The organism is Erythrobacter sp. 'gip.4 top 5' (assembly GCF_056495765.1).
Map to the genome: position 1 here is coordinate 2,943,475 of NZ_CP200270.1, position 26,701 is coordinate 2,970,175.

At 63.4% G+C, this 26,701-nt stretch carries 26 protein-coding genes and 1 other RNA gene; 12 read left to right on the top strand and 15 right to left on the bottom strand.

Annotation, left to right across the window (positions count from 1 at the left end; all coding sequences use genetic code 11):
- Positions 1-8: 8 nt before the first annotated feature.
- The 3 genes from ACRANW_RS14325 to ACRANW_RS14335 all read right to left on the bottom strand — a co-directional run bounded on the left by ACRANW_RS14325 (position 9) and on the right by ACRANW_RS14335 (position 2,955).
- Complete coding sequence (locus tag ACRANW_RS14325; protein WP_479432425.1) at positions 9-959, bottom strand: MlaD family protein; 951 nt, start codon at positions 957-959, stop codon at positions 9-11.
- A 62-nt stretch (positions 960-1,021) separates the two neighbouring features.
- Complete coding sequence (locus tag ACRANW_RS14330) at positions 1,022-1,822, bottom strand: ABC transporter ATP-binding protein (RefSeq protein WP_479432426.1); 801 nt, start codon at positions 1,820-1,822, stop codon at positions 1,022-1,024.
- A gap of 14 nt (positions 1,823-1,836) precedes the next feature.
- The gene (locus ACRANW_RS14335; RefSeq protein WP_479432427.1) at positions 1,837-2,955 is read right to left on the bottom strand and encodes an ABC transporter permease; all 1,119 of its coding nucleotides are present in this window, start codon (positions 2,953-2,955) and stop codon (positions 1,837-1,839) included.
- 116 nt (positions 2,956-3,071) lie between these two features.
- Here ACRANW_RS14335 and ACRANW_RS14340 point away from each other — a divergent pair, with 116 nt between their 5' ends.
- The 3 genes from ACRANW_RS14340 (at position 3,072) to ACRANW_RS14350 (ending at position 6,948) form a co-directional block, all read left to right on the top strand.
- Positions 3,072-5,810 carry a valine--tRNA ligase gene (locus ACRANW_RS14340; protein WP_479432428.1) on the top strand — a complete coding sequence of 913 codons (2,739 nt, stop codon included), beginning with the start codon at positions 3,072-3,074 and terminating at the stop codon, positions 5,808-5,810.
- Between the two features lie 91 nt (positions 5,811-5,901).
- Positions 5,902-6,156: a hypothetical protein gene (locus tag ACRANW_RS14345; RefSeq protein ID WP_479432429.1), complete on the top strand. Its 255-nt coding sequence runs from the start codon at positions 5,902-5,904 to the stop codon at positions 6,154-6,156.
- 57 nt (positions 6,157-6,213) lie between these two features.
- Positions 6,214-6,948 carry a 7-carboxy-7-deazaguanine synthase QueE gene (locus tag ACRANW_RS14350; RefSeq protein WP_479432430.1) on the top strand — a complete coding sequence of 245 codons (735 nt, stop codon included), beginning with the start codon at positions 6,214-6,216 and terminating at the stop codon, positions 6,946-6,948.
- A 105-nt stretch (positions 6,949-7,053) separates the two neighbouring features.
- On the opposite strand, the gene ACRANW_RS14355 is transcribed toward ACRANW_RS14350, so the two are convergent.
- From ACRANW_RS14355 to ACRANW_RS14380, 6 genes are all read right to left on the bottom strand, one after another.
- Complete coding sequence (locus ACRANW_RS14355; protein WP_479432431.1) at positions 7,054-8,748, bottom strand: ATP-binding protein; 1,695 nt, start codon at positions 8,746-8,748, stop codon at positions 7,054-7,056.
- 104 nt (positions 8,749-8,852) lie between these two features.
- Positions 8,853-9,617: a TIGR02186 family protein gene (locus ACRANW_RS14360; protein ID WP_479433962.1), complete on the bottom strand. Its 765-nt coding sequence runs from the start codon at positions 9,615-9,617 to the stop codon at positions 8,853-8,855.
- A gap of 10 nt (positions 9,618-9,627) precedes the next feature.
- The gene (locus ACRANW_RS14365) at positions 9,628-10,545 is read right to left on the bottom strand and encodes a sulfite exporter TauE/SafE family protein (RefSeq protein WP_479432432.1); all 918 of its coding nucleotides are present in this window, start codon (positions 10,543-10,545) and stop codon (positions 9,628-9,630) included.
- 94 nt (positions 10,546-10,639) lie between these two features.
- The gene (locus ACRANW_RS14370; protein ID WP_479432433.1) at positions 10,640-11,770 is read right to left on the bottom strand and encodes a hypothetical protein; all 1,131 of its coding nucleotides are present in this window, start codon (positions 11,768-11,770) and stop codon (positions 10,640-10,642) included.
- Positions 11,767-13,212 (bottom strand): glycosyl transferase family protein, encoded by a 1,446-nt coding sequence (locus ACRANW_RS14375; protein ID WP_479432434.1) that lies wholly within the window; start codon positions 13,210-13,212, stop codon positions 11,767-11,769. The genes ACRANW_RS14370 and ACRANW_RS14375 overlap by 4 nt, the downstream gene beginning before the upstream one ends.
- 121 nt (positions 13,213-13,333) lie before the next feature.
- Entirely contained in the window at positions 13,334-13,771 is a 438-nt protein-coding gene (locus ACRANW_RS14380) for a VOC family protein (protein ID WP_479432435.1), read from the bottom strand.
- A gap of 77 nt (positions 13,772-13,848) precedes the next feature.
- Here ACRANW_RS14380 and ACRANW_RS14385 point away from each other — a divergent pair, with 77 nt between their 5' ends.
- The 3 genes from ACRANW_RS14385 (at position 13,849) to ACRANW_RS14395 (ending at position 16,949) form a co-directional block, all read left to right on the top strand.
- Positions 13,849-14,601 (top strand): SIMPL domain-containing protein, encoded by a 753-nt coding sequence (locus ACRANW_RS14385; RefSeq protein ID WP_479432436.1) that lies wholly within the window; start codon positions 13,849-13,851, stop codon positions 14,599-14,601.
- 175 nt (positions 14,602-14,776) lie between these two features.
- Entirely contained in the window at positions 14,777-15,583 is an 807-nt protein-coding gene (locus ACRANW_RS14390) for a metallophosphoesterase family protein (protein WP_479432437.1), read from the top strand.
- Positions 15,584-15,638: 55 nt separating this feature from the next.
- Positions 15,639-16,949 (top strand): UDP-glucose dehydrogenase family protein, encoded by a 1,311-nt coding sequence (locus ACRANW_RS14395; RefSeq protein WP_479432438.1) that lies wholly within the window; start codon positions 15,639-15,641, stop codon positions 16,947-16,949.
- On the opposite strand, the gene ACRANW_RS14400 is transcribed toward ACRANW_RS14395, so the two are convergent.
- The 5 genes from ACRANW_RS14400 to ACRANW_RS14420 form a co-directional block, all read right to left on the bottom strand.
- On the bottom strand, positions 16,925-17,755 hold the full coding sequence (locus ACRANW_RS14400) for a hypothetical protein (RefSeq protein ID WP_479432439.1): 831 nt from the start codon (positions 17,753-17,755) through the stop codon (positions 16,925-16,927). The two genes, ACRANW_RS14395 and ACRANW_RS14400, sit on opposite strands and share 25 nt — an antisense overlap.
- A gap of 36 nt (positions 17,756-17,791) precedes the next feature.
- Positions 17,792-18,224: RNase P RNA component class A (gene rnpB / locus ACRANW_RS14405), an RNA gene on the bottom strand.
- Between the two features lie 34 nt (positions 18,225-18,258).
- Positions 18,259-18,990 (bottom strand): N-acetylmuramoyl-L-alanine amidase, encoded by a 732-nt coding sequence (locus ACRANW_RS14410; protein ID WP_479432440.1) that lies wholly within the window; start codon positions 18,988-18,990, stop codon positions 18,259-18,261.
- A 21-nt stretch (positions 18,991-19,011) separates the two neighbouring features.
- Complete coding sequence (locus ACRANW_RS14415) at positions 19,012-19,665, bottom strand: histidine phosphotransferase family protein (RefSeq protein ID WP_479432441.1); 654 nt, start codon at positions 19,663-19,665, stop codon at positions 19,012-19,014.
- 140 nt (positions 19,666-19,805) lie between these two features.
- Entirely contained in the window at positions 19,806-20,189 is a 384-nt protein-coding gene (locus tag ACRANW_RS14420; RefSeq protein ID WP_479432442.1) for a M67 family metallopeptidase, read from the bottom strand.
- 28 nt (positions 20,190-20,217) lie between these two features.
- Here ACRANW_RS14420 and ACRANW_RS14425 point away from each other — a divergent pair, with 28 nt between their 5' ends.
- Positions 20,218-21,183 carry an RluA family pseudouridine synthase gene (locus ACRANW_RS14425; RefSeq protein WP_479432443.1) on the top strand — a complete coding sequence of 322 codons (966 nt, stop codon included), beginning with the start codon at positions 20,218-20,220 and terminating at the stop codon, positions 21,181-21,183.
- 114 nt (positions 21,184-21,297) lie between these two features.
- Positions 21,298-22,203 carry an RNA polymerase sigma factor RpoH gene (gene rpoH, locus ACRANW_RS14430; RefSeq protein WP_479432444.1) on the top strand — a complete coding sequence of 302 codons (906 nt, stop codon included), beginning with the start codon at positions 21,298-21,300 and terminating at the stop codon, positions 22,201-22,203.
- 72 nt (positions 22,204-22,275) lie between these two features.
- Here the strand turns inward: rpoH and ACRANW_RS14435 are convergent, their stop codons facing one another.
- Positions 22,276-23,604: a M20 metallopeptidase family protein gene (locus ACRANW_RS14435; protein WP_479432445.1), complete on the bottom strand. Its 1,329-nt coding sequence runs from the start codon at positions 23,602-23,604 to the stop codon at positions 22,276-22,278.
- 100 nt (positions 23,605-23,704) lie between these two features.
- On the opposite strand from ACRANW_RS14435, the gene mtgA reads away from it, so the two are divergent.
- Genes mtgA through ACRANW_RS14455 form a run of 4 tightly spaced genes read left to right on the top strand, consistent with a single transcriptional unit; the run spans position 23,705 to position 26,696 of the window.
- Complete coding sequence (gene mtgA / locus ACRANW_RS14440) at positions 23,705-24,385, top strand: monofunctional biosynthetic peptidoglycan transglycosylase (protein ID WP_479432446.1); 681 nt, start codon at positions 23,705-23,707, stop codon at positions 24,383-24,385.
- Positions 24,386-24,391: 6 nt separating this feature from the next.
- Positions 24,392-25,336: a cation diffusion facilitator family transporter gene (locus tag ACRANW_RS14445; protein WP_479432447.1), complete on the top strand. Its 945-nt coding sequence runs from the start codon at positions 24,392-24,394 to the stop codon at positions 25,334-25,336.
- A complete protein-coding gene (locus tag ACRANW_RS14450; protein ID WP_479432448.1) occupies positions 25,336-25,923 on the top strand; it encodes a sigma-70 family RNA polymerase sigma factor in 588 nt (195 codons plus the stop codon). The genes ACRANW_RS14445 and ACRANW_RS14450 overlap by 1 nt, the downstream gene beginning before the upstream one ends.
- Complete coding sequence (locus ACRANW_RS14455) at positions 25,920-26,696, top strand: anti-sigma factor (protein ID WP_479432449.1); 777 nt, start codon at positions 25,920-25,922, stop codon at positions 26,694-26,696. Before ACRANW_RS14450 ends, ACRANW_RS14455 begins: the two co-directional genes overlap by 4 nt.
- The last annotated feature ends 5 nt before the right edge of the window (positions 26,697-26,701 follow it).

The following is a 26,701-nucleotide window of genomic DNA, read 5'->3' on the forward strand; positions in this document are numbered from 1 at the left end:
GGTCATCCTCATTTCGGCTTGTAATCAGGCAGCGACTGTCCGCCTACCAACGCGCCCGCGCCTTCGCTTTCGAGCTTTTCAGTGATCGCGCGCAAGGCGCGGCTGGTGGCGCGCAGATCCTGCAGGGTCACTTCGGCATTGGGCAGAGTGCTGGTACGCAACTGTCGCACGGCCGGGCGGGTGTCTTCAAGCGTCGCAGACAGCGAGGCTAGCGCGGTGTTCGCCGATTTCAGCGTCGCCCGCAGATCACGTGTCAAAGGCTTGCCTTCATCATTGAGCAGCGAATCCGTGGTCAAGACCAGCTTCTCGGCGGCATCCAGCGTCTGGTTGAATTCCTGCATAGTGGCGCGGAACTCCTTGAGATTGGCGGTCAGTTCAGGCGCGGCATCCGCCAATCCGCCCGTCAGGCGGTTGGTATTGCGAAAGATCCCGGCCAGTTCCTGCTGGTTATCCGGGCCAAGGATGGTGTTGAGCTGTTCCGTCAGCGTCGCGAGCCGTTCCAGCAGCAGCGGAGCATTCGCAACGATTTCGCCAAATCCGCCTCGTCCCGGCGGGATTACCGGGCGGCCTTCGGGGCAGGCGGTGGTCTCGCACGTAATCGCCGGATTGTCCTTGCGGGCGCCGTCCAGAAGGATGGTCGACACGCCGGTGAAGCTGGCCTGGATGGTCGCCTGAGTGCCCACCAAAATCGGCACATCCTCGCCCACCTTGATCCGCACGCGCACAAATTCGGGGTTGTCCTTGGCGAGTGCGATTTCGGTCACCTGACCCACCGGCACCCCGGCAAAGCTCACCTGACTGCCCTTGGCGAGGCCGGAGACCGACTGGCCGTAGAAGATGTCAAATTCATCCTGCTTGCCCTCGCCCAGCCGGGCGATCCAGACAATGAACGCGGCCAGTGCCGCCAGCAGCACCAGCGTCACCGCACCGACCCACAAATGATTGGCTCTGGTTTCCATGCGCGTTCCCTATGCCGCCCGCCGGGCGCAGATGTCCAACATTCTCTTGTCCCTGACCCCGATCATGTCTCGCCCCGCAGATGCGCATCATGGGCGCTGCGGCCACGCGGGCCGCCGAAATATTCCTCGATCCACGGATGGCCGGTGGCGATCAGTTCGGGAATGGTGCCTACGGCGATGATCTTTTTCTCTGCAATCACCGCCACCCGGTCGCAGATTTCGTAAAGCGTATCGAGATCATGGGTTATGAGAAACACGGTTAGACCCAATGTTTCCTTCAGTTCACGGGTCAGCCGGTCAAACTTGGCCGCACCGATCGGATCGAGGCCTGCAGTCGGCTCGTCGAGGAACAGCAATTCCGGATCAAGAGCCAGCGCGCGGGCCAGGCCTGCGCGCTTCTTCATGCCGCCCGACAGCTCGGACGGGTATTTCGCCACCGCACTTTCTGGCAAGCCGGACAGGATCACCTTGTACCGCGCAATCTCGGCGCGCAGCGCAGGATCAAGGTCCGGATAGAACTGCTTGATCGGCACTTCGACATTTTCGCCCACGGTCAGCGTGGAAAACAGCGCGCCGCCCTGAAACAGCACGCCCCAGCGGCTGCGCACGCCGGTTTCACCGCTGGGATCCTGATCGCTGAGATCCGCGCCCAGCACCTCGATCCGGCCTTCCTGCGGCATCTGCAGGCCGATGATCGAGCGCATCAGCACCGATTTGCCGGTGCCAGAGCCCCCCACCACGCCCAAGATCTCGCCGCGCTTGACGGTCAAATCCAGCCCGTCGTGCACGGCGAAATCGCCAAAGCTGTTGACCAGTCCTTGAACCTCGATCGCCGGACCGGCGTGGTCGGGATGTTCGTTCATCCGCATCAGTCAGCCTAACCCCACCCGATTTTGGTGAAGAACACCGCAAAAAACGCGTCAATCACGATCACCGCGAAGATCGCTGATACCACCGCCATCGTGGTGCGGCGCCCGATTTCCTCGGAATTCCCCTTTACCTGCATCCCGTGATAACAGCCCGCGAGCGCCACGATCAGTCCGAAAACGGGTGCCTTGATCAAGCCCACCCACAGGTCATAGTTCGGCACGACTTCCTGAATGCGCAGTAGGAAGGTGATGAAGGGGATACCCAACGTCAAATCGCCTACGACCGCGCCGCCGATGATCGCCAAGACCGAGGCGTAGAAGCCTAGCAGCAGCATCATGAAGGTCGCCGCCAGAATACGCGGGATCACCAGCACCTCGATCGGCGAAATGCCGATGGTGCGCATCGCGTCGATTTCCTCGGTCAGTTTCATCGTGCCGATCTGCGCGGCAAAAGCGCTGCCCGAGCGGCCCGCCACCATGATCGCGGTCATCAGCACGCCCAATTCGCGCAAGGTGATGCGCCCGACCAGGTTCACGGTCAGCGATTCGGCGCCGAACTGCTCCAACTGCACTGAGCCTTGCTGAGCGATCACGACACCGATAAGAAAGCTCATTAAGCCAATAATCGGCAAGGCCGATACGCCGACCAGCTCCATCTGGTGCACCAGCGCCTTCATCGGAAAGCGCCGGGGATGGCGCAGCAGGCTTGCCCCGCCAATCAGAATCTGGCCGAAAAAGCCGACCACACCGATGATGCCGCTTCGCGCGCCAAAGATCCTCTCACCCACCGCTGCCGGCACGCGTTCCCAAACCGGCGGACGGGGCGCGCGAATATCGCCGCCCTGGTCCAGTCCGCGCACGGCAGTAAGCAACCGTTCGGCCGCCGGGCTGGCGCCGGTGATGTCGCTGCTATGCTCATGCGCGATGCGGCACACCACATAAGCGCCGACGGTGTCGATCTCCTCGACCTCGCTCAGATCAATCACGCCAATCGGGCCGGCAATCTGCTTCAGATCGTGTTCCAGCGGACCGATATGCGCCAGCGTCAGTTGCCCCGACAACGCCAGTCGCGCAGTGCCTGCATCCTCGCCCACATTCTCAAGGGTATATTGCGCCGCCGTCTGCATCTGCGCCGGCTATGGGGGGAATTTCAGCCTCAAGCAAGGCTCTCGCGGTGAAGCGCGCGCCGTCCCGCACCCCTCCGTTTGCCGGTCTATCATTGCATCGCAACATAGGTGCTGGCATGGCGCGAACCATTATGCCGGACACCACAAACCCTCCTTTGGCCACCACCTTCGACCCCGCCGCAATCGAGGCGCGCTGGTATCGCCATTGGGAAACGAACGACTGCTTCCGGCCTTCGCGCCCCGACGCTGAGGCCTTCACCATCGTCAACCCGCCGCCGAACGTCACCGGATCGCTGCACATCGGCCATGCGCTCGACAACACGCTGCAGGACGTGGTGGTCCGTTATGAACGGCTACGCGGCAAGGATGCGCTGTGGGTGGTCGGCACCGACCACGCCGGGATTGCGACCCAGATGGTGGTTGAACGCCAGCTCGAGGCGAAGCAGGACAAGCGTACCAACTACACCCGCGAGGATTTCATCGCAAAGGTATGGGAATGGAAGGCCGAATCCGGCGGCACCATTACCAACCAGCTGCGCCGGCTGGGCTGTTCGATGGACTGGAGTCGCGAGCAGTTCACCATGGATCCGCACTTCACCAAGGCGGTGATCAAGACCTTCGTGGATCTCTACAATGACGGACTGATCTACCGTGACAAGCGGCTGGTGAACTGGGACCCCAAGCTCAAGACCGCAATCAGCGATCTTGAGGTCGAGACCCGCGAGATCAAAGGCCATTTCTGGCGGTTCCGTTATCCGCTGGCCGATGGCGTGCGCACGGCCGATGGCGCGGATCACCTGATTGTCGCCACCACGCGGCCCGAAACCCTGCTGGCGGACATGGCCGTGGCCGTGAACCCGGCGGACGATCGCTATGCCAGCGTGGTGGGCAAGCATATCCTACTGCCGATCACCGGGCGCCGCATCCCGATTATTGCCGATGAACACGCCGATCCGGCGCTGGGATCCGGCTGCGTCAAGATTACGCCGGGGCATGATTTTAACGATTTCGAAGTGGGCCGCCGCGCCGGGATTGCGGCGGGCGATATGCTCAACATGCTCGATGGTGATGCCGCGGTCGCGCAGGTGGCAGACGGGTTGATTCCGGCTGAGTTCGTGGGCCTCGACCGGTTCGACGCGCGCAAGGCAGTCGTCGAACGGATGAAGGCCGATGGCTTTCTGGTGCCTCACGTCACGGAAAAGGATGGCGAGCGCACCGAACACGACGCCGAACCACGCGTGATCCAGACCCCCTTCGGCGACCGCGGCGGCGTGGTGATTGAACCGTGGTTGACCGATCAGTGGTATGTGAATGCGGCGGAACTCGCCAAGAAGCCGATCGAGGCGGTGAAGTCCGGCGAAATCGGCATTGTGCCCAAGACGTGGGAAAAGACCTTCTTCAACTGGATGGAGAACATCCAGCCGTGGTGCGTCAGCCGCCAATTGTGGTGGGGGCATCGCATCCCGGCGTGGTTTGCCGACGATGGCCGCTGTTTCGTCGCCGCCACGGCGGACGAGGCGCAGGCGCTTGCCGGGGACGGCGTTGCGCTGACGCAGGATCAGGACGTGCTCGACACGTGGTTCTCCTCCGCGCTGTGGCCCTTCGCCACGCTCGGCTGGCCCGAAGACGGCGCGCCCCTAGTCGCCAAGCACTTCCCCAACAGCCTGCTCATCTCGGGCTTCGACATCCTGTTCTTCTGGGACGCCCGCATGATGATGATGGGCTATCACCTCATGGGCCAAAAGCCCTGGGACACACTTTATCTCCATGGCCTCGTGCGCGCATCCGACGGCGCGAAGATGTCGAAGTCCAAAGGCAACGTCGTCGATCCGCTCGGCCTGATCGACCAATATGGCGCGGACGCGCTGCGGTTTTTCATGGCGGCGATGGAAAGCCAGGGCCGCGACATCAAGATGGATGAAAAGCGGGTCGAAGGATACCGCAACTTCGCCACCAAGCTGTGGAACGCGGCGCGCTTCTGCCAGTCGAACGGCATCGGTGCCTCAGCCACCGTGAAGGCACCGCAAGCCCGCCTTGCCGCCAATCAGTGGATCATCGGCGAAGTCGCGGCTTGCGTCAACGAGATCGAGCGCGCCATGGCCGATCTGCGCTTCGACGCGGCGGCCAATGCGATCTATCAGTTCACCTGGAGCAAGTTTTGCGACTGGTATCTCGAACTCATCAAGCCGGTGTTTGCAGGCGACGCGGATAGCCCACCGGCGGTGGAAACCCGCGCCGTTGCCGGCTGGGCGCTCGATCAGATCCTTGTCATGCTGCACCCCTTCATGCCCTTCATCACTGAAGAGCTGTGGCACAAGCTGGGTGAGCGGCCCTACGAACTGATTCTCGCCCAATGGCCCGCGCCCGAAGCGGAAATCAGCACAGACGCGACCGACGCGATCGACTGGGTGATCGACCTGACCACCAGCACCCGCAGCGCCAAGAACGAACTTGGCATTCCGCCCGGAGCCAAGCTGGCGGCCTATCTGGCCGCACCGTCCGACGTGGCGACCCGCACCATCGAGCGCAGCAGCGCCGCGATTGAACGTCTCGCACGGCTTACGCCTGTCACCGTCGGGGAAGCCCCCGCAGGCCCCGCGATGCAGGTGACGGCAGGCAGTGACGTGTTCATCATCCCGCTCGAAGGCATCATCGATATCGCGGGCGAAAAGACGCGGTTGGAAAAGGCGCTGGTGGCCAGCACCAAGGAAGCCAAATCGCTCGAAGGCAGGTTAGGCAACCCCGCCTTCGCCGAGAAGGCAGCTGCTCAAGCGGTCGAAAAAGCCCGCACCGATCTCGCCCACCATCAAGGCGAGGTCACGCGGCTGACAGCGGCGCTGGCGCGGCTAGGCTAACTCTGCGTCAATGCTTGTTTCGATAGAAGCTTGCCCCTAAGCGCACGAAATCCTTGGGATCATTCACCCATCACGACAAAGAGTACCCCCGATGAAACAGAAGATGTCCGCCATTGTCTTGATGTTCGCCGCTCTTGCCATCAGCGGCTGCTCGACCGCACTTGCCAACAAGGGCCGCGCTGACCTGGTCAAGCAGTGTGCTGCAACGGGTGAAGGGATGCGGTTCCTGCCGGGCGAAGTGCGCAGATCGGACAACCCACTGTTCTCCAGTGCGACGGTGCAGGGCGAGTGTGTCGCCCCAGGCCACCCTGATTACGACAAGGCTCTCGCCCCTGAGAACGACTAATCGCCTCGACGGGGTATTCTGCCGCGCTGAGACCGGTGCACAGCGGGAGCTGCGGCGATGAACCTCGTTCTTGCTACGGACGACACCGGCGGGCCGGAAATCTTCGCCTCGTTGCAGGGCGAAGGGCCGAGCATGGGGTTGCCGGTCGCTTTCATGCGGCTGAGCCGCTGCAATCTGGCCTGCACGTGGTGTGACACGGCCTACACTTGGCGCTTCGAAGGCGACAACCGGCCCCACCGCGATGGCATCGCCTTCGACCGCCGCGCCAATCAGGTCACGCTTTCGCCGGCGGACACGGCGGCGCAGATCGCCGCTCTGAGCCAGAAGCGCCTCGTCATCACGGGGGGCGAACCGCTGTTGCAGGCGGGCGCTTTGGCCGAGATGCTCGGCTTTCTGCCCGATATCAGCGTCGAGATCGAAACCAATGGCACGGTCGCTCCGCCGGTGCGGCTGGATGTGCGAGTCGATCAGTACAATGTCAGCCCCAAGCTGGCGCATAGCGGCAATCCGGCCGATCTGGCGCTGTTGCCGGAACGGCTCGACGCATGGGCGGCGGACCCGCGCGCGTTTCTGAAGTTCGTGATCGCCAGCCCGGACGACGTGGCAGAGGTGCTGGAACTGCAACGCCGGTACCGGTTCAGGCCAGGTCAGGTGTTCCTGATGGCCGAAGGCACCAGCACCGCCGTCCAGCGCGAACGGCAAGCCTGGCTGGCGCCGCTATGTCTCGAACACGGGTTCCGCATGAGCGACCGCCTGCATATCCACCTCTATGGCGATACACGCGGCACCTAAATCCCGCCCGCGACCTCTCCCGCAAGCGGGAGGAGGAACGTTTGGCGCTGATACCCCCTCCCGCCTGCGCGAGAGGTCGCGGGCGGGATGGTTAGCTTCGCCTCTTCAACCCTGCGATCGCCAGCGCATCACCACGCGCTCGACCAGCTCTTCCTCGCCGCCATCGGTGCTCCACAATTCGGCAAAGCTTGGGTCTTCGGAGGCCGGACGCTTGTGTTCTTCAAGATTGTCGAAGGTAACGCGGATCGGGATCGCCACACCTTCGCCGCAGATGATGCATTCGCGGTTGCGCAGCGCCGGGATTGAATCGAGAAACCCGCGTGCGCCTTCGGGCATGGCAGCGCGCACGAACGCCTGGTCGCGATCATTGTTGAGACGCATCGAAATGATCGTGCCGCACTGCGACAGCACGCCTTCAGCCAGGTCGGAGGGACGCTGGGTGATGAGGCCCAGACTGATGCCATATTTGCGCCCTTCCTTGGCGATCCGGCTGAGGATCTTGCCGACCGACGATCCATCGGCGTTTTTTTCATTGGGGACGTAGCGGTGCGCCTCCTCGCACACCAGCAGCACGGGGCGGGTCTTTTCCTCGCGGCCCCAGATTGCAAAATCGAATACTAGCCGGCTCAGCACCGCCACCACGGTCGAGGTGATGTCCGACGGCACGCCCGAAACGTCGATGATCGAGATCGGCTTGCCACCGCCAGGCATCCGGAAAATCTTGCTGATGAACTCCACCATCGTGTCGCCCACCAACATGCCGGAGAACATGAACTGGTAACGCGGATCGGCTTTCAGCTCGTCCAACTTGCCCTTGATCCGCATGAACGGTGCGGTCGACGTCGCCTTGTCAAGGCGTCCCATTTCGTCTTGCAAGATATTGCTGAAATCGGACAGCAGATAGGGGATTGGCGAATCCACCGTGATCTTGCCCATCGTCTGCGCCAGCCGATTGCGGGAGCGGGCGGCGAGCAGGCACTTGGCCAGAATGTCGGCATCGACCTGGCGTTCGTTGCCGCCGCTCGACAACAGCACTTCGCAATGCTCTTCGAAGTTCATCAGCCAGTAGGGCATCTGCAGGTTCGACACGTCGAGGATCTGGCCGGTGGTGCGAAACGCGGCTGAATATTCGCCGTGTGGATCGATCATCACAATGTGACCCTTGGGCGCGGCTTCGCAAATGCGGTGCAGGATCAGCGCCGCACTGGTCGATTTGCCGGTCCCGGTCGAGCCGAGCAGCGCAAAGTGCTTGCCCAGCATCGCGTCGATATACAGCCCGGCGCGGATATCCTTGGTCGGGAACACCTTGCCAATGGTGATGCTGGCGCGCCCATCACTGGCGTAGATCTGTTCCAGATCGCGGGTGGTGGCGGGATAAAGCATCGCGCCGGGAACAGGATAGCGGGTGACCCCGCGCTTGAAGCCGTGGATTCGGCCGGTCAGCTTTTCCTCACCGCCTTCACCCAGGAAGTCGATATTCGCGATAATGCCATTTTCGGTGCGACGGTCTTTGCGCTGGTCGCGCACGTTCGCGAGCAGCCAGGCATCGCCGACGCGGATCTTGACCTGGCTGCCGACCTGTCCGGCCAGCGCAACCGAAGGATCGGCGTCCTTCATGCAATCATTGATGCGCTGCAGATCGAGCGCGATCTGAGAACCGGAACCCGAAATTTCCAGCACGACGCCGATCGGTAGGCGCGCATTATCCTGACCACTGGCATGGGCCGAAGCCACTTCTTCCGCGCCCGCCGGATTGGGACCGGTAAAGCGCTCGAAATCCTGCCTGCCGAAATCGGTCATCTGCGCATTTTCCCCTAGCTCGCCTCCTGGCGCTTCGCGGGAAATAAGGCGGTCGGAGTTAAGATCGGGTCAACATGCGCCGCAAGCCAAGGCAATCCGCAAGCTCAGGCGCGGGCGAATATCCGTCCAGCGAGCCAGCCCATTGCCAACGACAGCGCAATCGCACCAAGTCCGTACAGGAAGGACCAGCGCTGCGCCGCAGTGACCACACGTCCTTCAAGGCCGGCCTTGACCACTTCGATCTTCGCCGTCGCGCTGGTCAGCACCCGGCCTTGCGCGATGGCAAAGGTTTCAGCGGTATAGGCGCCGGTGGTGACGTTGGAGGGCAGATCAATCCGCACCTGATACAACACCTTTTCCGAAATGCTGACCCCGCGGGGGTCTTCCTGAAACAGCCCCTGCCGCCGCCGCAAATCGACCAGGCCTTGCGCAAACCGTGTCTGTTCTTCTGGCTCAATCTGGCCAGAAGGCGATAGCTGGATGAAGTCCGTGCCCAGCTCGTAGATTGCGGCGGTGCGTTCATCGACGATCTCGCTGATGGGGCGTGAGGAGGCGACTGCAAAAAACGCCGGAGCCGAGCGGAAATCACTCGATCCGGCGTTCATCCACATCCCGACAAGACGCTCTTTTTCGCGGATGCGGACCGGTTCGGTCGGGCCCTTGAGCACCACGACGATGTCATACTCCCCGGCCCGCCCGGCGCCTGCCGGGTCGATCACGGCCCCATACAGCAGCAGCCGCGCGCCGGTAAAACCCTGCCGCACTTCGATCCGCGACTGGCTGACGGCGGGCACCAGCACCGGCTCGCGCTGCGCAGACAGTGCAGTCCATGCGACCAGCAGCAGAAGCAGTCGCCCCGCGACGGTCATGAGGTCACGCTCACAGGGGGACCACGGTGTAGATTTCATCAGGCTGCACGCCAAGCCCGTACAGCATCCGCAGCGCGATCAGCAGCACCAGCGTGGCCAGCGCGAGGCGCAGATATTCCGGCTTGGCCTTCAGCGCGATCTGGGTGCCGAACTGCGCGCCCAGTACCGATCCCAGCAACAGCAGCGCCGCCAGCACCAGATCCACCGCCTTGGTCGTCAAGGCGTGGGTCATGGTGGTCACCATCGTCACGAACAGGATCTGGAACAGCGATGTGCCCACCACCACATTGCCACTCATCCCCAGGATATACAGCATGGCCGGCACCAGCAGAAACCCGCCGCCCACGCCCATCAGCATGGTCAGGATGCCCACCAGCATCCCCAGGATCGCCGGGGCGAGCGGCGAGATGTAGAGGCCCGAGGCATAGAACCGCCACCGATAAGGCAGGCTGGCCACCAGCGGATGGTGGCGGCGCTTTTTCGCCCGAACGCCCGCCTTGCCCAGCAGGCCGGGGCGCAGCGAACTTACGGCCTCGCGCAGCATCAGCAATCCGATCGAGCCGAGCATCAGCACATAGAGAACCGAGATCACGACATCGATCTGGCCAAGCGATTGCAGCACCCGGAAAAGCACCGCCCCGAACAGGGCACCGATAATGCCGCCCCCCACCATTACGGCGCCCATGCGATAATCCACACCCTTGCGGCGCGAATGAGCCAGCACGCCTGAAACGCTGGCGCCGGTCACCTGCGTCGCCGCCGAAGCGGCCGCAACCGTGGGCGGGATGCCGTAGAAAATCAGCAGCGGCGTCGTCAAAAACCCGCCGCCCACGCCGAACAGGCCGGACAGCACACCTGTCACCGCACCCAGCAGCACAATGACGAGGCCGTTGACCGAGAGATTCGCGATGGGCAGATACACGTCCATGCAAGGAGGACTAGACCAGCGCGCAAGGCGATGAAAGCCACGCAGGCCGGGATATTTTCTCATGCGCTGCCGTCGCTTGCGCTGGCTCCCGGAGTCAGAACCCGGTCGAGATCGTCGCCGCCACGCCGGAATCGGGGCTGGCATCCCCGCCCACTCGCGCACGCCAATCGACCGAGAGGCGCGCAGGCACCTGGCCTATTCTCATGTCGAGCCGCAAGGTCGGGCCGATGTCGATCCGCTGCGCATCCTTTTGCGCTCCGCCCCACGCCGCTGCGCCCAGGCTGAGGCGCAGGGCATTGTCGGTCAAGCGCGCGATCCGATCCCATTCGCGCGTCACGCTTGCTTGCCCGTCGGCGAAGGCGGTCGGGTCCGGCCCGCCGACCCAGCCCGCCTGCCCATAGGCTTCGAACCGCGCGCCATAAGGCAGCCGTAGCGGCGCAAGCTCGCTGACCATATAGGCCGCGGGGCGGACGGTGTTACCAAACGCGCCATCGGTGTAACGCGCCTCGCCCGCCACGCGCAGCGGGAGGCGGGGGAGCGGGCGCAGTGATCCGCCCAGCGCCAGCTCGCTCTCTCCGCCGCGCACCAATGCGCGATAGGCGCGGGTGTAGAGCCGGGGGTCACGCGGCGAAGCGGGCGCGAGGCGATATTGCAGCACCGCGCCCGCCTGACTGGCGCCATAGATCGGCACGCGCCCCTGCGAAACCGGCGCCGCGTCCGAGCCTTGTCGCCAGAACGCCCAAGCGTCCACCGACCAGCGCCGTGTGCTACCCGACGCCTGCGCTGCCATGGGCGTTGGTAAAAATGGTGCTTGGGCGGGCACAGCTGTTGCGGCGGTCTTGGTACCAGGCTGTGCTGCGTCTGCCAAAGGCTCGCGGGTAGCCGACACAAGCCCTCGAGAGTCTTGCTGCCTATCCTGAAAGGCCGACCGAGCCTGATCGCGCTCACTCCGGCGGGGATAATCCTGATTCCAGCCGAGCGCCGCGAAGCCCATCGGCAACGTGCCTGTGCTGGCTGGTTCCGGTACGACGGGCGCGACCATCTCGAACCGAGCCACACGTCGCGGCGAGGCGGCAGTCACCACAGCCCGATCATGCGCCTCGGCCTGCGGGATGAAAGGGTTTTCCCACCACACAGCCCGCGCCGCGCTCCATCCTCCGAGCAACAGCACAAGCATCACCAGCGGGCCGCCCCGGAAGCCGGTGCTGGCGGGCGACATCGTCATATCAGGCCCGCACGGATCAGACCGGGCTGCGCAGGATGTGCATCATGCTCGGTCTTGTCCCACACCGCCACCCGGCCGCGCAATGTCCGGACGTAAGCGAAGACCGCCCGCCGACCAGCGATAATCGCGATGACATTGGCGAGCGGCAGGCGGGCCACCGCCCACAGCCCTTCGCGCGCCCCATATTCGCGCATGGTGAAGGCAAAGCGCATCGCAATCCGCCACATAAACGCGCCCGCATTGGCGACCAGCACCGTCTTGAGGAGCGGGCTGAGCGGTGCAGGCTCAGCCAATCCGGTCGCCACCAACACGCCCAGCACCCCTGTCAGCACCACCAGCGCGTAGCCTGCCAGCAGCACCAGCGCCGTCAGCGGCCCACGGCGGTCGCGCGCACGCATCCACATCTCGCCCGCCCCGCCGGCCCAGCCCACCCGGTCCCACCCTTGCAAGGCAATGCCAAGCACCCAGCGGCTTTTCTGACGGATCACCGTATCGAAGCGATGCGGAAAAAAAGCGCGTGTAGCAATCAAGCGCCCATCATCGCCCCTTGCGCGGACAAAGCGGCAGCGGCCGCCCGCGGCAGCAATGGCGAGGCCCAGTTCGTAATCCTCGGTTAGCGAATCGCTGGCGAACGGCAGGTCCCCTCCAGTGCCGGTGCCGGTCTCAGCGCCCTGACGCGCCACCAGCCGGTCCAGCGCGCGGCGCGAAACCGCGCAGCCGACGCCTGCGCCCGGCACGCCAACCGTCAAGGCATCGCGCACCACCAGCGCCTTGCCATGCGCCTCGGCGAATTCCTCGCAATAATGGCTGGCGATATGCCGCGCCATCCAAATGCGATGATGCGGCACCAGCGGCTCGACCGGCAATTGCACGAAATCCGCACCATCTGCGATGCAAGCGTCTAACAACCCAAGCGCGCCCGGATCGACCATGTCTTCGGCATCATGGAACACCGCCGCGGTGTAACGCTGCCCGCTGCGTTCCTCATCGAGCACGAGCGCAGCGTAGAGCCGGTTGAGACAATCGGCCTTGGTGGTGGGACCAGCACGATCGAGAATGACCAGCCGCAGCCGCCGATCATCCCGTGCAGCCGCAATCACCGCGCCGAGCGTGGCGGGATCATTGCGGTAGCATCCGACGTAAAGACGCAAGTCCGGCTGCGGCCAGGTATCAAGCAAATGGCGGATGGTCTGGCCGATCACGGCGGCTTCCTGCCAGGCCGGGATCAGCACGGCCATTGGGCCGTTGAGCGAGCGGTTCTGCAGCGCGGCGCGATTGTGCTGTTCAGTTACACCCCGGCCGGTCAGCCGCAGCCAGACCCACAACCCATCGACCGCAAGATCATCAAGCGAACCGATCAGGAAAAACACGCCCGCGAACAGCAGCAATTCATGCTGTAGCAGGGTCAGCCACTGCCACAGGCCAAGTTCAGGTATGGACAAGGCGACCCCCTCCCCCAAGGAAGACAGTAAGTTACCTTGACCAGGCCAGCCATGCAACCAGCCTGATTATTTTGTTGGTTTACATGAGGTTTCAGTTACCCCGCAGGTCAGAACCGATTGCTTACCAGGTCCCGATATTATCCATGCTCACCCACGGTTCGGCCGGTTCCAGCTGGCCATCCTGGAGCAGTTCAATTGAGATACCATCGGGCGACTTCACGAATGCCATGTGGCCATCGCACGGCGGGCGGTGAATGATGTGATCGGCGTCGGCGAGCCGCTGGCACGTTTCGTAGATGTTCTCCACACGGTAGGCGAGGTGTCCAAAATTGCGCCCGCATTCATAGACCTCGGACGGTGTGCCATCCTCGGCGGGCCAATTATAGGTCAGCTCGACCTCGGCCAGCCCCGCCTGCCCCGGCGCCGCAAGGAAGATCAGGGTAAAGCGCCCCGCCGCCACCTCAAACCGACGGACCTCTTCCAGCCCGATCAATTTGAAGAAGGCGACCGTCGCTTCGGGATCGCTGACGCGGATCATCGCGTGGAGATATTTCACCATGGGCAGTTCCATTCAAAAACGGTTCATCGACGATAATGCACTATTCACCGCATCAATTCTGATCGGGGGACCATGCTATGCGTGACAATGATATGCAACCAGAGACTGGAAACACGCGCGTTTTCGCGCAGCCTGCAACCCTGCGCTGGTTCGGCACCGCGGCAATCCTTGCGGTTGGCATGATCGCAGGCGGATACTTGCTGGGTGACGGGTTGCTGCGCGCCAAGGATGCCGAACGCGCCGTCACCGTGCGCGGTTTGGCGGAACGCAATGTCACCGCAGACCTTGCCACCTGGACCATCTCCTATTCCGCCAGTTCAGGCAGCCTTGCCGAAGCGCAGGACAAGGTCCGGCGCGATACGCAAGCGATCGAGGCGTTCTTCAAGGAACTGGGCTTCCCTGCCGATGCGCTCCAGCCGACCGGCGCGAACGTCACCAGCTTCACCAACGAGGGTATCACCACCTTCACGGTGCGACAGCGCCTTGCCCTGCGGACAGAAGACATCGCTCGTGCACAAAAGGCGGTGGCTCAGCAATTCGATCTGGTCGGGCGCGGGGTGTTTCTGGAAGAAGGATCAGGGATGGCCTACACCTTCACCAAGCTTAACGACATCAAGCCGCAGATGGTGGCCGAAGCAACCAAGGATGCGCGCGCTTCCGCCCAGCAATTTGCCCAGGATTCAAACTCGGGCGTCGGCAAGATCAAGGACGCAACGCAGGGCTATTTCGAGATCGAAGCGCGCGACGGAGAGACAGGTGGTTGGGGCATGGCAGACAGCCCTTACAAAAAGGTCCGCGTGGTCACTACGGTCAGCTTCACCCTCAATTAACCGCGCCTCGCAGCGATTGAGCGATAATTTTGCACCATCTGCCGTTCAGCATGGAGGCTTTATTGCGCAGCCACGTTGGGAGGCGTAAGCGCCCGCTCCTAATGTGCGGTGACACGGTCGTGTGGCTGTCATAATCCCTTTCCTCAGGGTCGCTCCACCGGATCATTCATCTGCTATGTTTCAGAGATTGCGCGACTTTTTTGCTCCCCCGCCGCCGCCCAAACTGCCGGCGGTGCCGAACGGCACGTGCTATTATGCCATCGGCGACATCCATGGGCGGCTGGATCTTTACGAAGCGATGATCGGGGCCATTCAAGCTGAGATCGCTGCTTCGCCTGATCGCGATCATCACGTCATCGTCCTCGGCGATCTGGTTGATCGGGGCCCCGACAGCGCCGGCGTGGTGGAGCGGACCCGTGCCTGGCAGCAAACTGGCAATGTCAGAGTGCTGGCGGGCAATCACGAGGAAATGTTCCTCGCCGCTTTCGCCAAGCCCGAGGCCCTTCGTCACTTCTTGAAGCACGGCGGCACCCAGACCGTGCTCAGCTATGGCCTGTCCAAAAGGCAGCTTGCCACACTTGATCTTGAGGACATTTTTGAACGCCTGCCGCAGATCGTGCCACAGGCGACGCGCGATTACATTGCCGGGTTCGAAACGATGATCAGCGCGGGCGATTATGTGTTCGTTCACGCCGGGATCGATCCGTCCCGCCCGCTGGCCGACCAAAAGCGCAGCGATCTGCTCTGGATTCGGGAGCGTTTTTTGAATCATGAAGGCCCGCTCGAAAAAGTGGTCGTGCATGGCCACACCATCTTTGAACAGGTCATGGATTGCGGCAACCGCATTGGGATTGACACTGGCGCTTTTCGTTCGGGTGTGCTTACAGCGCTGGTGCTGGAGGGCGACCAAAGACGGGTCCTTCAAACCCGGTCGGCCAATGGCGGCCCGGTTGAGGTTGTCCACGGCGATCGGTCTCGTTAGCCGCGCGGGATCGCGGCGTGGGCGGCTTTCCAATTTCGCGTAAGGGCTTGGGTTCATGAAAATTGCGATGGTCGGTTCGGGCTATGTCGGGCTCGTTTCGGGGGCCTGCTTCGCCGATTTCGGACATGACGTGGTTTGCATCGACAAGGATCAAAGCAAGATTGATCGGCTCCATGCCGGAATCATGCCGATTTACGAGCCCGGTCTGGATGCGCTGGTGGACAGCAATGTTAAATCTGGGCGCCTCAGCTTCACCACCGATCTGGGCGAAGGGATCGCGGGCGCAGCAGCGATTTTCATCGCAGTCGGCACCCCCAGCCGCCGGGGCGATGGCCATGCCGATCTTAGCTTTGTTTACGACGTCGCCCGCGAAGTCGGCGAAAAACTCAGCAATGACGCCGTGATCGTCACCAAGTCGACAGTTCCTGTCGGCACGGGTGACGAGGTTGAGCGGATTATCCGCGAGACCGGCGCCGCGCAGCGGTTCGCCGTGGTCTCCAACCCCGAATTCCTGCGCGAAGGCGCCGCCATCGGCGACTTCAAGCGCCCTGACCGCATCGTCATCGGCGCCGAGGATGAATTTGGCCGCGAGGTGATGCGCGAGGTCTATCGCCCGCTGTTTCTCAATGAATCGCCGATCTTGTTCGTGTCGCGCCGCACCAGCGAGCTGATCAAATATGCCGCCAACGCCTTTTTGGCGACCAAGATCACCTTCATCAACGAAATGGCCGATCTGTGCGAGAAGGTGGGCGCCGATGTGCAGGATGTCAGCCGCGGGATCGGGATGGATGGCCGCATCGGATCGAAGTTCTTGCACGCAGGCCCCGGCTATGGCGGATCGTGCTTTCCCAAGGACACGCTGGCGCTGCTCAAGACCGCCGAGGATTACGACAGCCCGGTCCGGATCGTGGAGGCCGTGGTCAAGGTCAATGACAGCCGCAAGCGCGCGATGGGCCGCAAGGTCGTCGACGCGCTGGGCGGGTTTGACGATGCCCGCGGCAAGAAGGCGGCGCTGCTGGGTCTGACGTTCAAGCCCAACACCGATGATATGCGCGACAGCCCCGCAATCGCTGTGGCGCAGACGCTGATGGACGCCGGGGTTGCGGTCGCCGCCTATGATCCCGAAGGCATGGAGCAGGCCCGCCCGCTGCTGCCCGGCGTGACCATGTGCGATAGCCCCTATGCCGCAATCGAAGGCGCGGACGTAGTGGTAATCGTGACCGAGTGGGACGCGTTCCGCGCGCTCGACTTCGCCCGCGTCAAAGACCTCGCCAAGGCGCCGGTTCTGATAGACCTGCGCAACATTTACAATCCGGACGACATGGCCGCCGCTGGCTTCACCTATGTCAGTGTCGGGCGCCCCTGACCGCCAAACCAGTGGTGCCGGTTATCCGGCCGTGACAGCTGCCACACCGTCACTGCCAGCACCAGCACGATGCCGCCCAGCGCGGCCCAGCCGACGATGGGGAATCGCTGACCACCCGCAGCATTGATCGCCACCAGCGCCCATGTGGACACCAGACCGTAAAGCGGCGCGCCGCGCACGCGGGCCACAGAAACGGCCGCGATGGCTGAACCGATCGCGATCATCACCGCCGTTACCACAGGTGCAGGCTCTGCTCCGGCCAGCCCGTGATACTTGAGGCTTGCCGAAATGTTCACAATGCTCGCCGCCGTCAGCCATGCCGCCAGCGCGCTGATCGCGGGCGCGGCAAACAGGCGCTCACCCAGCGACAGCGAAGGCGCAGCGACCAGCGCCCGCAACACGATCAAAAGTCCGGCCAGCGACACCAGAATGATCACCACCGAAATCGCGGTGAGATTGGCCAACTGGGTATAGGTCGACCACACGCCTTGCGCCGCCAGCGCAATCGCGGCGGGCCAGCCGATGCGAGCGAGCAAGGCGTTGGTGCGCTGCGCCGGAAGCGCCTGCCACAGCGCAAAGGCAATCGAGAGCAGGAACAGCGGCCCCCAGATGGCAAAGGCCCAGCCCGAAGGTGTGATGAGGGTTCGGACCGCGTCCGATCGGTCACCGATGAACTCGCCGATGCCGATGCGCGGCAGGAAGCCTGCGCCGATCTGCACCACAACTGCGAGGATAATGGCCACGCGCTGGATAAGCGAGCGCCCCGTGTGAGCGCGCGGCGTGATGGTCGATCCGATCACCTGCATTGGGAGTGTTTCCTTCTGTGCCGAGACGGCGGAGAGAACGTCAGGGGGCCATCATAAGCCGGGTTCTGTATCCGCGTGCGGTATCCCCTAGCGGTGGGGACCGGCCACGCGGTGGCAGCCATTCATCTGGTCGCCGGATTGCTCCGGCGCTCTAGCAGCCAACCCGGGCCGCTCGGGGCGAAACTCCCCTACCCTGCCATTGCTGGCGGGCGCGCGGCCCCTATTCGGCCTTGCTCCGGGTGGGGTTTGCCATGCGGTGGCTGTTGCCAGCCCCCCGGTGCGCTCTTACCGCACCCTTTCACCCTTGCCTGTCCCCCGGACAGGTCCGGGGCCATCGGCGGTTTGCTCTCTGTGGCACTTTCCCTTGCGCCCCCGAAGGTGCGCCGGCGGGCGTTACCCGCCACCCTTGTTTCGTGGAGCCCGGACTTTCCTCGCGTCTTGCGACACGCGGCTGCCTCAAACCCCCTGACGTTGCGGGCTATACGCACGCGCTTGCGAAAATGCTAGCGGGTGCGGCCCTGATCGCGGTCGAGCAGCAATTGCCACAGGATCGCCGCGATCTCGCCATCGGGAACACCCGTGATGTATTCAGGCCGCCAGCGCCGCTCGAACGCCTCAACCGCCTTTACCTGATCGGTAATGTCATAGCCAAAGCGTTCCAGCGCCATAAAGAACGACCCGTCATTGTGAAACGGATTGCCCGCAGCAAGGCTTTGCGGGCGCGGCAGGCACAGCTTGTATTGCGCCAGCCGGTCCCACGGAAACAGCTCGCCCGGATCGACTTTGCGCATCGGTGCGACGCAGGAATGGCCGACCACGTTGGCGCGCGGAACATCATACCGCTTCACGATCCGCGCCAGCAGCGGCACCAGCGCGTCAACCTGCGCCTCGGCAAAGCCGCGATAGCCGCCATTGTCAGGCGCGTGCCCGGGATGATCCAGCTCGATCCCGATGCTGGCTGAGTTCACATCGGGAACACCGCGCCAGAAGGATGCGCCTGCGTGCCAGGCGCGGCGGTCTTCAGGAACCAGCCGGATGACCTCGCCCTCTTCGGTGATGCAGTAATGCGCGCTAACCGATGCGGCCGGATCGCACATCCGCGCGATTGCGGCTTCGACCGGCTTCATCTCGGTGTAGTGGATCACCACCATCGAGATCGGCGATGTCCGTTCGCCATGGTTAGGCGATGGCACCTCACGGTGGACCAGTTCGTCGCCCGTGTCGTCTTTATCCATGCCCCCCGACATCAGCGCCGCCTAGCCGATCATGCCGTCAGGCTCGGGCAGCACTGCGCCCAGCACCAGCGCGCCATCGCCCAGCTTGTACTGGAGCCCGCCATCCATCTCCTCGGCCAGCACTGCGATCATGTGCGCAGCAGCCGTACGGCTGGTGATCTCGCTTTCGGCAAGGTCGCCCTGGAGTGCACGGCCAATGGTTTCGTCAAAGGCGATCCGATCAGCGCGCGCGCGCGCCACGATTTCCACCGCACCGTCACGCCGCTCCGCGCCAATATCCAACGTGCCCCCGCGCACCAGCGCATCCAAGGCAATCTGCGCAAGGTTGAGCAGCACCTTGACCGCCGGCTTGGGCAGGCTGGGTTCAGCAATCGCCCAATGCACTTCAACCCGCTTGGCATCGGACGCCAGCGCATCGATCACCGTCTTCGCCTCGTCAATCGGGATCGCCTCGCCAAAACCGCCTGCGGCTCCGAAGGCTAACCGGAAGAACTTCAGCTTGTCGGTGCTGATCTTCGCGGATTGCTCGAGCAATTCCATGCAGCGTGCGCGCATCTGTGGATCCTGCTCATCCGCGAGCAGTTCCAGCCCGTTGGCGAGCGCGCCTACCGGGGAGAGCATGTCATGGCACAAGCGCGAGCACAGCATCGCGGCAAGATCAGTCTGAGAGATCATGGATTTGTTCAGTTTCCGGCGTGTTGGAGACACATGAGACACCGTCTAAGAGTAAAAAACCCGCCTTGCCAACCGGCACACGCGCTTGTCCGGCCAAATGGATGCAAAAAGGCGGCAAAAGCGGGCGACATCCGATTATTTTACGGATCGTACGAGGTGTAGGAAAGGGCAGCGAAGCCTTGCGGGTCATCGCGCCACAAGCGCACCTCCCCGCCTGCGATGATCGCCCAAACACGCCCGTCGCCGGCTGCACAGGCGCGGTCAGTGGCAGAGGGGGCAGCAGGCCCGGCGGGGTGCGAATGGAAATAGCCCACGATCTGTTGCCCACCGCTGCGGGCCGCCCGGTGGGCGTCGATCAGAGCCTGCGGGTCGATTTCGAAATGGGTGGCGCGCAAGGGGTGGACGTTGCGGGTCGCGCTGGCCTGCGTGATGCGATCGCCCTCGCCCAGCAGGATTCCGCACGCCTCGTGCGGGTGTGCGGCAAGCGCAGCTGCGCGCATCTGGCCCAGGGCTTGGCTTGTCACGTGAACCGGCATCGCGCATGGCCTTACCATGTCCGAACACGAAATCATCACCGGAACCATCCTTGCCCCCGCCCGCCTCGACAAGGCGCTGGCCGAGGCCACCATCCTCAGCCGGGCACGGGTGCAGGGATTGATTGATGAAGGCCGGGTGGATGTGGCAGGGAAGACCGCCACGGCGGCGTCGATGAAGGTTGCGCAAGGCACGCCGTTCCGGATCATTATTGCCGCGGCCATGCCGGCCCAGGCGCAGCCCGAAGCCATCGCGCTGACCATCGCTTACGAAGATGCACATCTGATTGTGGTCGACAAGCCTGCGGGCATGGTTGTGCACCCGGCGGTCGGCAACATCACCGGCACGCTGGTCAATGCGCTGCTGCACCATTGCGCCAAGAATGGCGGAGGGAAGCTGTCCGGCATCAACGGGGTGGCGCGGCCCGGAATCGTCCACCGGATCGATAAGGACACATCGGGCCTGCTGGTCGTGGCCAAATCCGATGCGGCGCATGAAGGGTTGGCAGTGCAGTTTGCCGCGCATACCGTCCACCGCCGCTATATTGCGGTGTGCGCCGGGCACCCCTCGCCCGCGCAAGGCACGATCAACGCCCGCGTCGGCCGATCGGACAGCGACCGCAAGAAAATGACGGTGCTGCCGGGCAATTCCTCTCGCGGCAAAAGCGCGATCACCCATTACATCGTGACTGAGCGGCTGGATGAGGCCGCCGTAATCGAATGCCGGCTGGAAACCGGGCGCACCCACCAGGTGCGCGTTCACTGCGCGTCAATTGGTCACGCGCTATTAGGAGACCCTGCCTATGGCCGAACGCCCAAGTCCCTGCGCGAGTTGCTCGACCGACTCGGCTTTGCGCGGCAGGCGCTGCACGCAGCCGAATTGGGCTTTGTGCACCCGATAACGGGCGAAATGGTCCAGTTTCGCAGCGCTCTGCCAGCAGACATGCAGGAACTAATCGACCAAATGCGAGGTAGTGATCGATGAAACGCGCCTACGTCTCGCATGATTTCGCGTATATATAAAACCCGTGGCCCAGATCACGGGATGCCCATCAGGGGTCCTGTGCAAGCGGCTGACACCAGAAAGGTTAGGTAAAACGTGACCAAGTCCAAGAGTTCGTCAGTCCCGGCACTGAGCGGTGAGCAGAGCCTCAACCGGTATCTGTCGGAAATCCGCAAGTATCCCCTGCTGACCGCCGAGCAGGAATATATGCTCGCCAAGCGGTATCAGGAACACGAAGACCCCGAAGCAGCGGCGCAGCTTGTCTCCAGCCACCTGCGCCTCGTCGCAAAGATCGCGATGGGGTATCGCGGCTATGGCCTGCCCGTGTCCGATCTGATTTCCGAAGGCAATGTGGGCCTGATGCAGGGCGTCAAGAAATTCGAACCCGATCGCGGTTTCCGCCTCGCGACCTACGCGATGTGGTGGATCAAGGCGTCGATGCAGGAGTTTATCCTGCGTTCGTGGAGCCTCGTGAAAATGGGCACCACGGCTGCGCAGAAGAAGCTGTTTTTCAACCTTCGCCGGATGAAGAAGCAGCTTGAAGCTTACGAAGACAGCGACCTGTCGCCCGAAGACGTGACCAAGATCGCCACCGATCTGGGCGTGCCGGAGCAGGAAGTCATCAACATGAACCGCCGCATGATGATGGGGGGCGATGCGTCGCTCAACGTCGGCTTGCGCGGGGACGAGGAAGGTGGCGGCGAATGGCAGGATTGGCTGACCGATGATCGCCCGCTCCAGGACGAAACCGTGGCCGATGCCGAAGAATCGCAGATGCGCATGGCAATGCTGGGCGAAGCGATGGAGAGCCTGAACGAGCGTGAACGCCACATCCTGACCGAACGGCGCCTGACCGAAAAGCCGCAGACGCTCGAAGAGCTGAGCCAGGCCTACGACGTCAGCCGCGAACGCATCCGCCAGATCGAAGTGCGCGCCTTTGAAAAGCTGCAAAAGGCAATGCAGCGGATCGCGGGCGAGCGGTTGCTGCCGGGTATGGCGTAAGCCGCCTCATTCCAACGTATCCTGATTTATCAAGGGGCGCCGCAAGCGATTGCGGCGCCCCTTGTCGTATGGTCATTTGGCCGGCGCCAGATCCAGCACTGCTGCCACCATCGCCCGCGTGCCCAGCACCACGCTTTCGCGCGGCGCGATCTGGAACAGCGGGGAGTGATGCCCGGCCACCGGCGCGCCGCCCGCCTTGGCCGCGGCGATCCGTTCCGGCGTGGTGCCGCCGACCGCAAAGTAATAGCCCGGGACGCCTGTTTCTTCCGACACGAAATAGGTGAAATCCTCGGCTCCCATGTTGCGCTGTTCGAACGGCTGGAACGCGGCTGTGCCCAGTTCGCGCTGCATCACCGCGTTGAGGCGGCGGGCGAGTTCCGGGTTGTTATTGGTCACCGGCGTGCCCGACAGCCGCGTGACCTTCACCGGTAGGTTTTCCGGCAGGCCGTGGGCCTTGCCGATGTTGACCGCCATCCGCTCGATGGTGGCGATTACCTGTTCGCGGGTCGTCTCGTCATTGGCGCGCACGGTCACCTGCAACTTCGCTTCATCGGAGATGATGTTGTGCTTGGAGCCTGCATGGAACGAGCCGACCGTCACCACCACCGGCGTCAGCGGACCGATTTCGCGGGAATCAATGGATTGCAGCGCGGTGACGATCTGCGCCGCGATATAGACCGGGTCACGCCCCAGATGCGGCGCCGCGCCGTGGGTGCCGATGCCCGGCACGATGATGTCAAGCGAGTCTGATGAGGAATACTGGATGCCTTCGGACGCCGAGACCTTGCCCGTCTCCAGTTCCGCCGCCACATGGAACGCCAGCGCGTAATCAGGCTTGCCGAACCGGTCATACAGCCCGTCCGCCATCATCGCCTTGGCCCCGCGCACGCCTTCTTCGGCCGGCTGAACAATGAACATCAGCGTGCCGCGCCACTGATCCTTCATCGCCGCCAGCCGGCGCGCGGCGCCTACCATGGAGGTGATGTGCACATCATGCCCGCAGGCGTGCATCACCGGATAGTCCTTGCCATCCTCGCCCACCTGCATTGCCGTGGAGGCATAAGCGAGGCCCGACTTTTCCTCGACCGGCAGCCCGTCCATGTCGGCGCGCAGCAGGATCAGCGGGCCATCACCGTTCTTCAGGATGCCGACCACGCCGGTCTTGCCAACGCCCGTTGTCACCTCAAGCCCGGCCGCCTTCAGTTCGGTCGCCATTTTGGCCGCAGTGCGGTTTTCCAGGAAGGAAAGTTCGGGGTTCTGGTGGAAATCAAGGAACAGCGGGGCGAGGTAAGTGTCATACTCCGCCTCGATCGCGGCCTTGGTCGCAGGCGCTTCGGCCCACGCGGGCGGCGCTGCGATCACAAGCGCGAGGGCGCTGACGGCAGTGTGGAACAGACGCATGGAAATCTCCCCTGGGTTTTGCCCAAGGTAGCCACGCAAGCGCCGCCTCGGCAAGCGCCGATACTTCCCACACCCCCGACCCTGCGCTAGAGCCGCGCACGTGTTCACGATCCTGCGCCTCATCGCCAAGGCCCTTGGCGCCTTCATCGCTCTGACCTTGGCGCTGGTGCTGGCCTACAAGTTCCTCCCCGTCCCCGTCACCGCGACCATGCTGATGGACGAAAACGGCATCACCAAGGACTGGGAAAGCCTGGGCAACATCGACCGCAATCTGGTCAGCGCTGTCATCGCGGCCGAGGATTCGCGCTTCTGCGAGCATTACGGCTTCGATGCCGAAGCGATCGAGCAGGCGCTGCGCGAAAACATGGAGGCCAGAGAGACGGCAGGCCGCATCAGGGGCGGCTCCACCATCAGCCAGCAGACCGCCAAGAACGTGTTTCTGTGGCAGGGCGGCGGGTTTTTCCGCAAGGGGCTGGAGGCGTGGTTCACCTTCTGGATCGAAACAATCTGGGGCAAGCGGCGGATCATGGAAGTCTATCTCAACGTCGCGGAAACCGGGATTGGCACCTACGGCGCCGAAGCAGGCGCGCAGCGATATTTCGGCCACTCGGCCACGCGCCTGTCCGCCGATGAAGCAAGCCGCATGGCCGCAGCGCTACCCAGCCCCAAGAAACGCTCGGTCAAGAACCCCGGCGGGTGGCTGCTGCGCCACGGTAACAGCATTGAACGCCGCATCGGCATCGTCAGGCGTGACGGCCTTGATGCTTGCGTCTACAACTGATCCGCAATGGCCCACGCCCATCCCCCACACGCTCACGGCGTCGCCGCCTCCGATTGTCACGGGCTGCATGACGCGCACGGGCATCACCACGGCCCGCAGGATTTCGGCAACGCGTTCCTGATCGGGATCGCCCTCAACGTCGTCTTCGTCGTAATCGAGGCAAGCGCGGGCCTTTTCTACGGATCGATGGCGCTGGTGGCGGATGCCGGGCACAATCTGTCCGATGTGCTGGCGCTCGCGCTCGCATGGGTTGCCAGCATCGCGGCCAAACGCCCGCCCTCGGGCCGCTTCACCTATGGCTACAAAAGCTCGACCATTCTTGCTGCGCTGGCCAATGCGCTGTTGCTGGCGGTTGCGATCGGCGCGATTTTGTTCGAAACGCTCAGCCGGATCGGCACCCCGCAAGAGCCTCAAGGCATGGCGATGGTAATCGTCGCCGGGATCGGTATTGCGATCAATGCGTTCACAGCCATGCTGTTTCGAAAGGGGCAAAACGACATCAATATTCGCGGCGCCTATCTGCACATGGCAGCCGATGCCCTCGTTTCACTGGGTGTCGTGGTGGCGGGGGCCGCGATTCTTGTCACGGGCTTCAGCTGGATTGACCCGCTGGTCAGCCTTGTGATCGTCGCGGTGATCGCGTGGGGCGCCTGGGGCCTCGCGCGCGACAGTCTGACCATGGGCCTGCTGGCCGCGCCTGCGGGGATTGATCTGGTGCAGGTAAAGCAGCATCTGGCCAGCTTCGAAGGCGTCACTGCCGTCCACGATCTGCATGTCTGGCCAATGTCCACCACCGAAGCTGCGCTGACCGCACATCTTGTGATGCCCGGCCGCCCGGCCTCCGACAGCTTTCTGCGCGACATCGCAGCATCGCTGGAGGTGCGCTTCGGGGTTGGTCATGCAACCCTCCAGGTTGAAAGCGGCGACAACCCGTGCGGAGGCTGTTGCTGATGGCATCTCGGCCCCGTTCATCAAGTGACGAAGCACGCGAAGCGCTGCGCGATGCCATGGCGCGGCTGGCGGCGGGCGATCAATCGGCGCTGGAAGACATCTATCGCGCTACACGGGTGAAACTGTACGGAATATGCCTGCGTATCTTGGGAGACCAGAAGGAAGCCGAGGACGCGTTGCAAGACGTCTATATCAATTTGTGGCAGCGGGCTGACCGCTATGACCCGACCCGTGCGAGCCCGATCGCGTGGCTGGCGGCGTTCGCACGCAATCGCGCGATTGACCGGCTGCGCACCGGCAAGGTGCGCGGCGGCGCTGTGCCGATCGAGGAAGCCGCGCCGCTTCCCGATGAAACGCCGCTGGCCGATATGCTGCTGGTTGATGCGCAGCAGGCTGCCCAGATTCACAAGTGCTTGGGCGCGCTTGATGCGCGCACGCAGGGCCATATCCGCGCGGCCTTCTTTGAAGGCTATACCTATGCCCAGCTTGCCGAGGCTGCGGACGTGCCGCTTGGCACCATGAAAAGCTGGATCCGCCGCGGGTTGCAACGCCTGCGCGCCTGTCTTGAAGCGAGCGAAACGGCATGAGCGGCGCAGAACAGACCCCCAAGGATGGAGTCACCCGTGACGATCCGATGATTGCGGCGGAATGGGCACTGGGCCTGCTCGAAGGCGAGGAATTGCTCGCCGCGCGCGGCAAGGCCGCCACCGATCCCGACTTTGCCTGGCGCAAGCAGTGGTGGGACGATTGGTTCGCCCCATTGACCGATACCATGCCCGGCGCGGAGCCGAGCGCGCAGGTGTGGGACGGCATTGCCGCACGCCTGGCCGCACAACATCACGCCGCTGCGCCGTCTTCCGGTGATGCGCCCGTGTCCAATGTGGTTGCTCTTGAAGCGCAGGTCCGGCGCTGGCGCTGGGTGGCCGGGCTGACTTCGGCTGCGGCGGCTGTCGCGCTCGCGCTGTTTGCCTTCGCGCCCGGCCGCTCGCCGGTAGACTCCCCGCCGCAGATTGCTGCCGCGGCACCGATGGTTGCGACCGTGCCGATCGGGGACACCGGCCTGCGGCTGGATGTGACCTACATTCCCGAAAGCGAGAAAATGCTGGTCGCTGCGATCGGCCTTACGCCTGACGGGATGCATGATCACGAATTGTGGCTGGTCCCCGCCGATGGCACCGCCCTGCAATCGCTCGGCGTGGTTGTGCCCGGCGAGGTGCGCAGCATGGCGCTGCCCGATACCGTCACGGCCAAGCTGGGCGACGGGGCAAGCCTCGTGCTCACGCGCGAGCCGGTTGGCGGCTCGCCTGAAGGCGCGGATGCTGGCCCGGTCGTGGCGCAGGGCGCTTTCAGCCGCGTCTGACCACC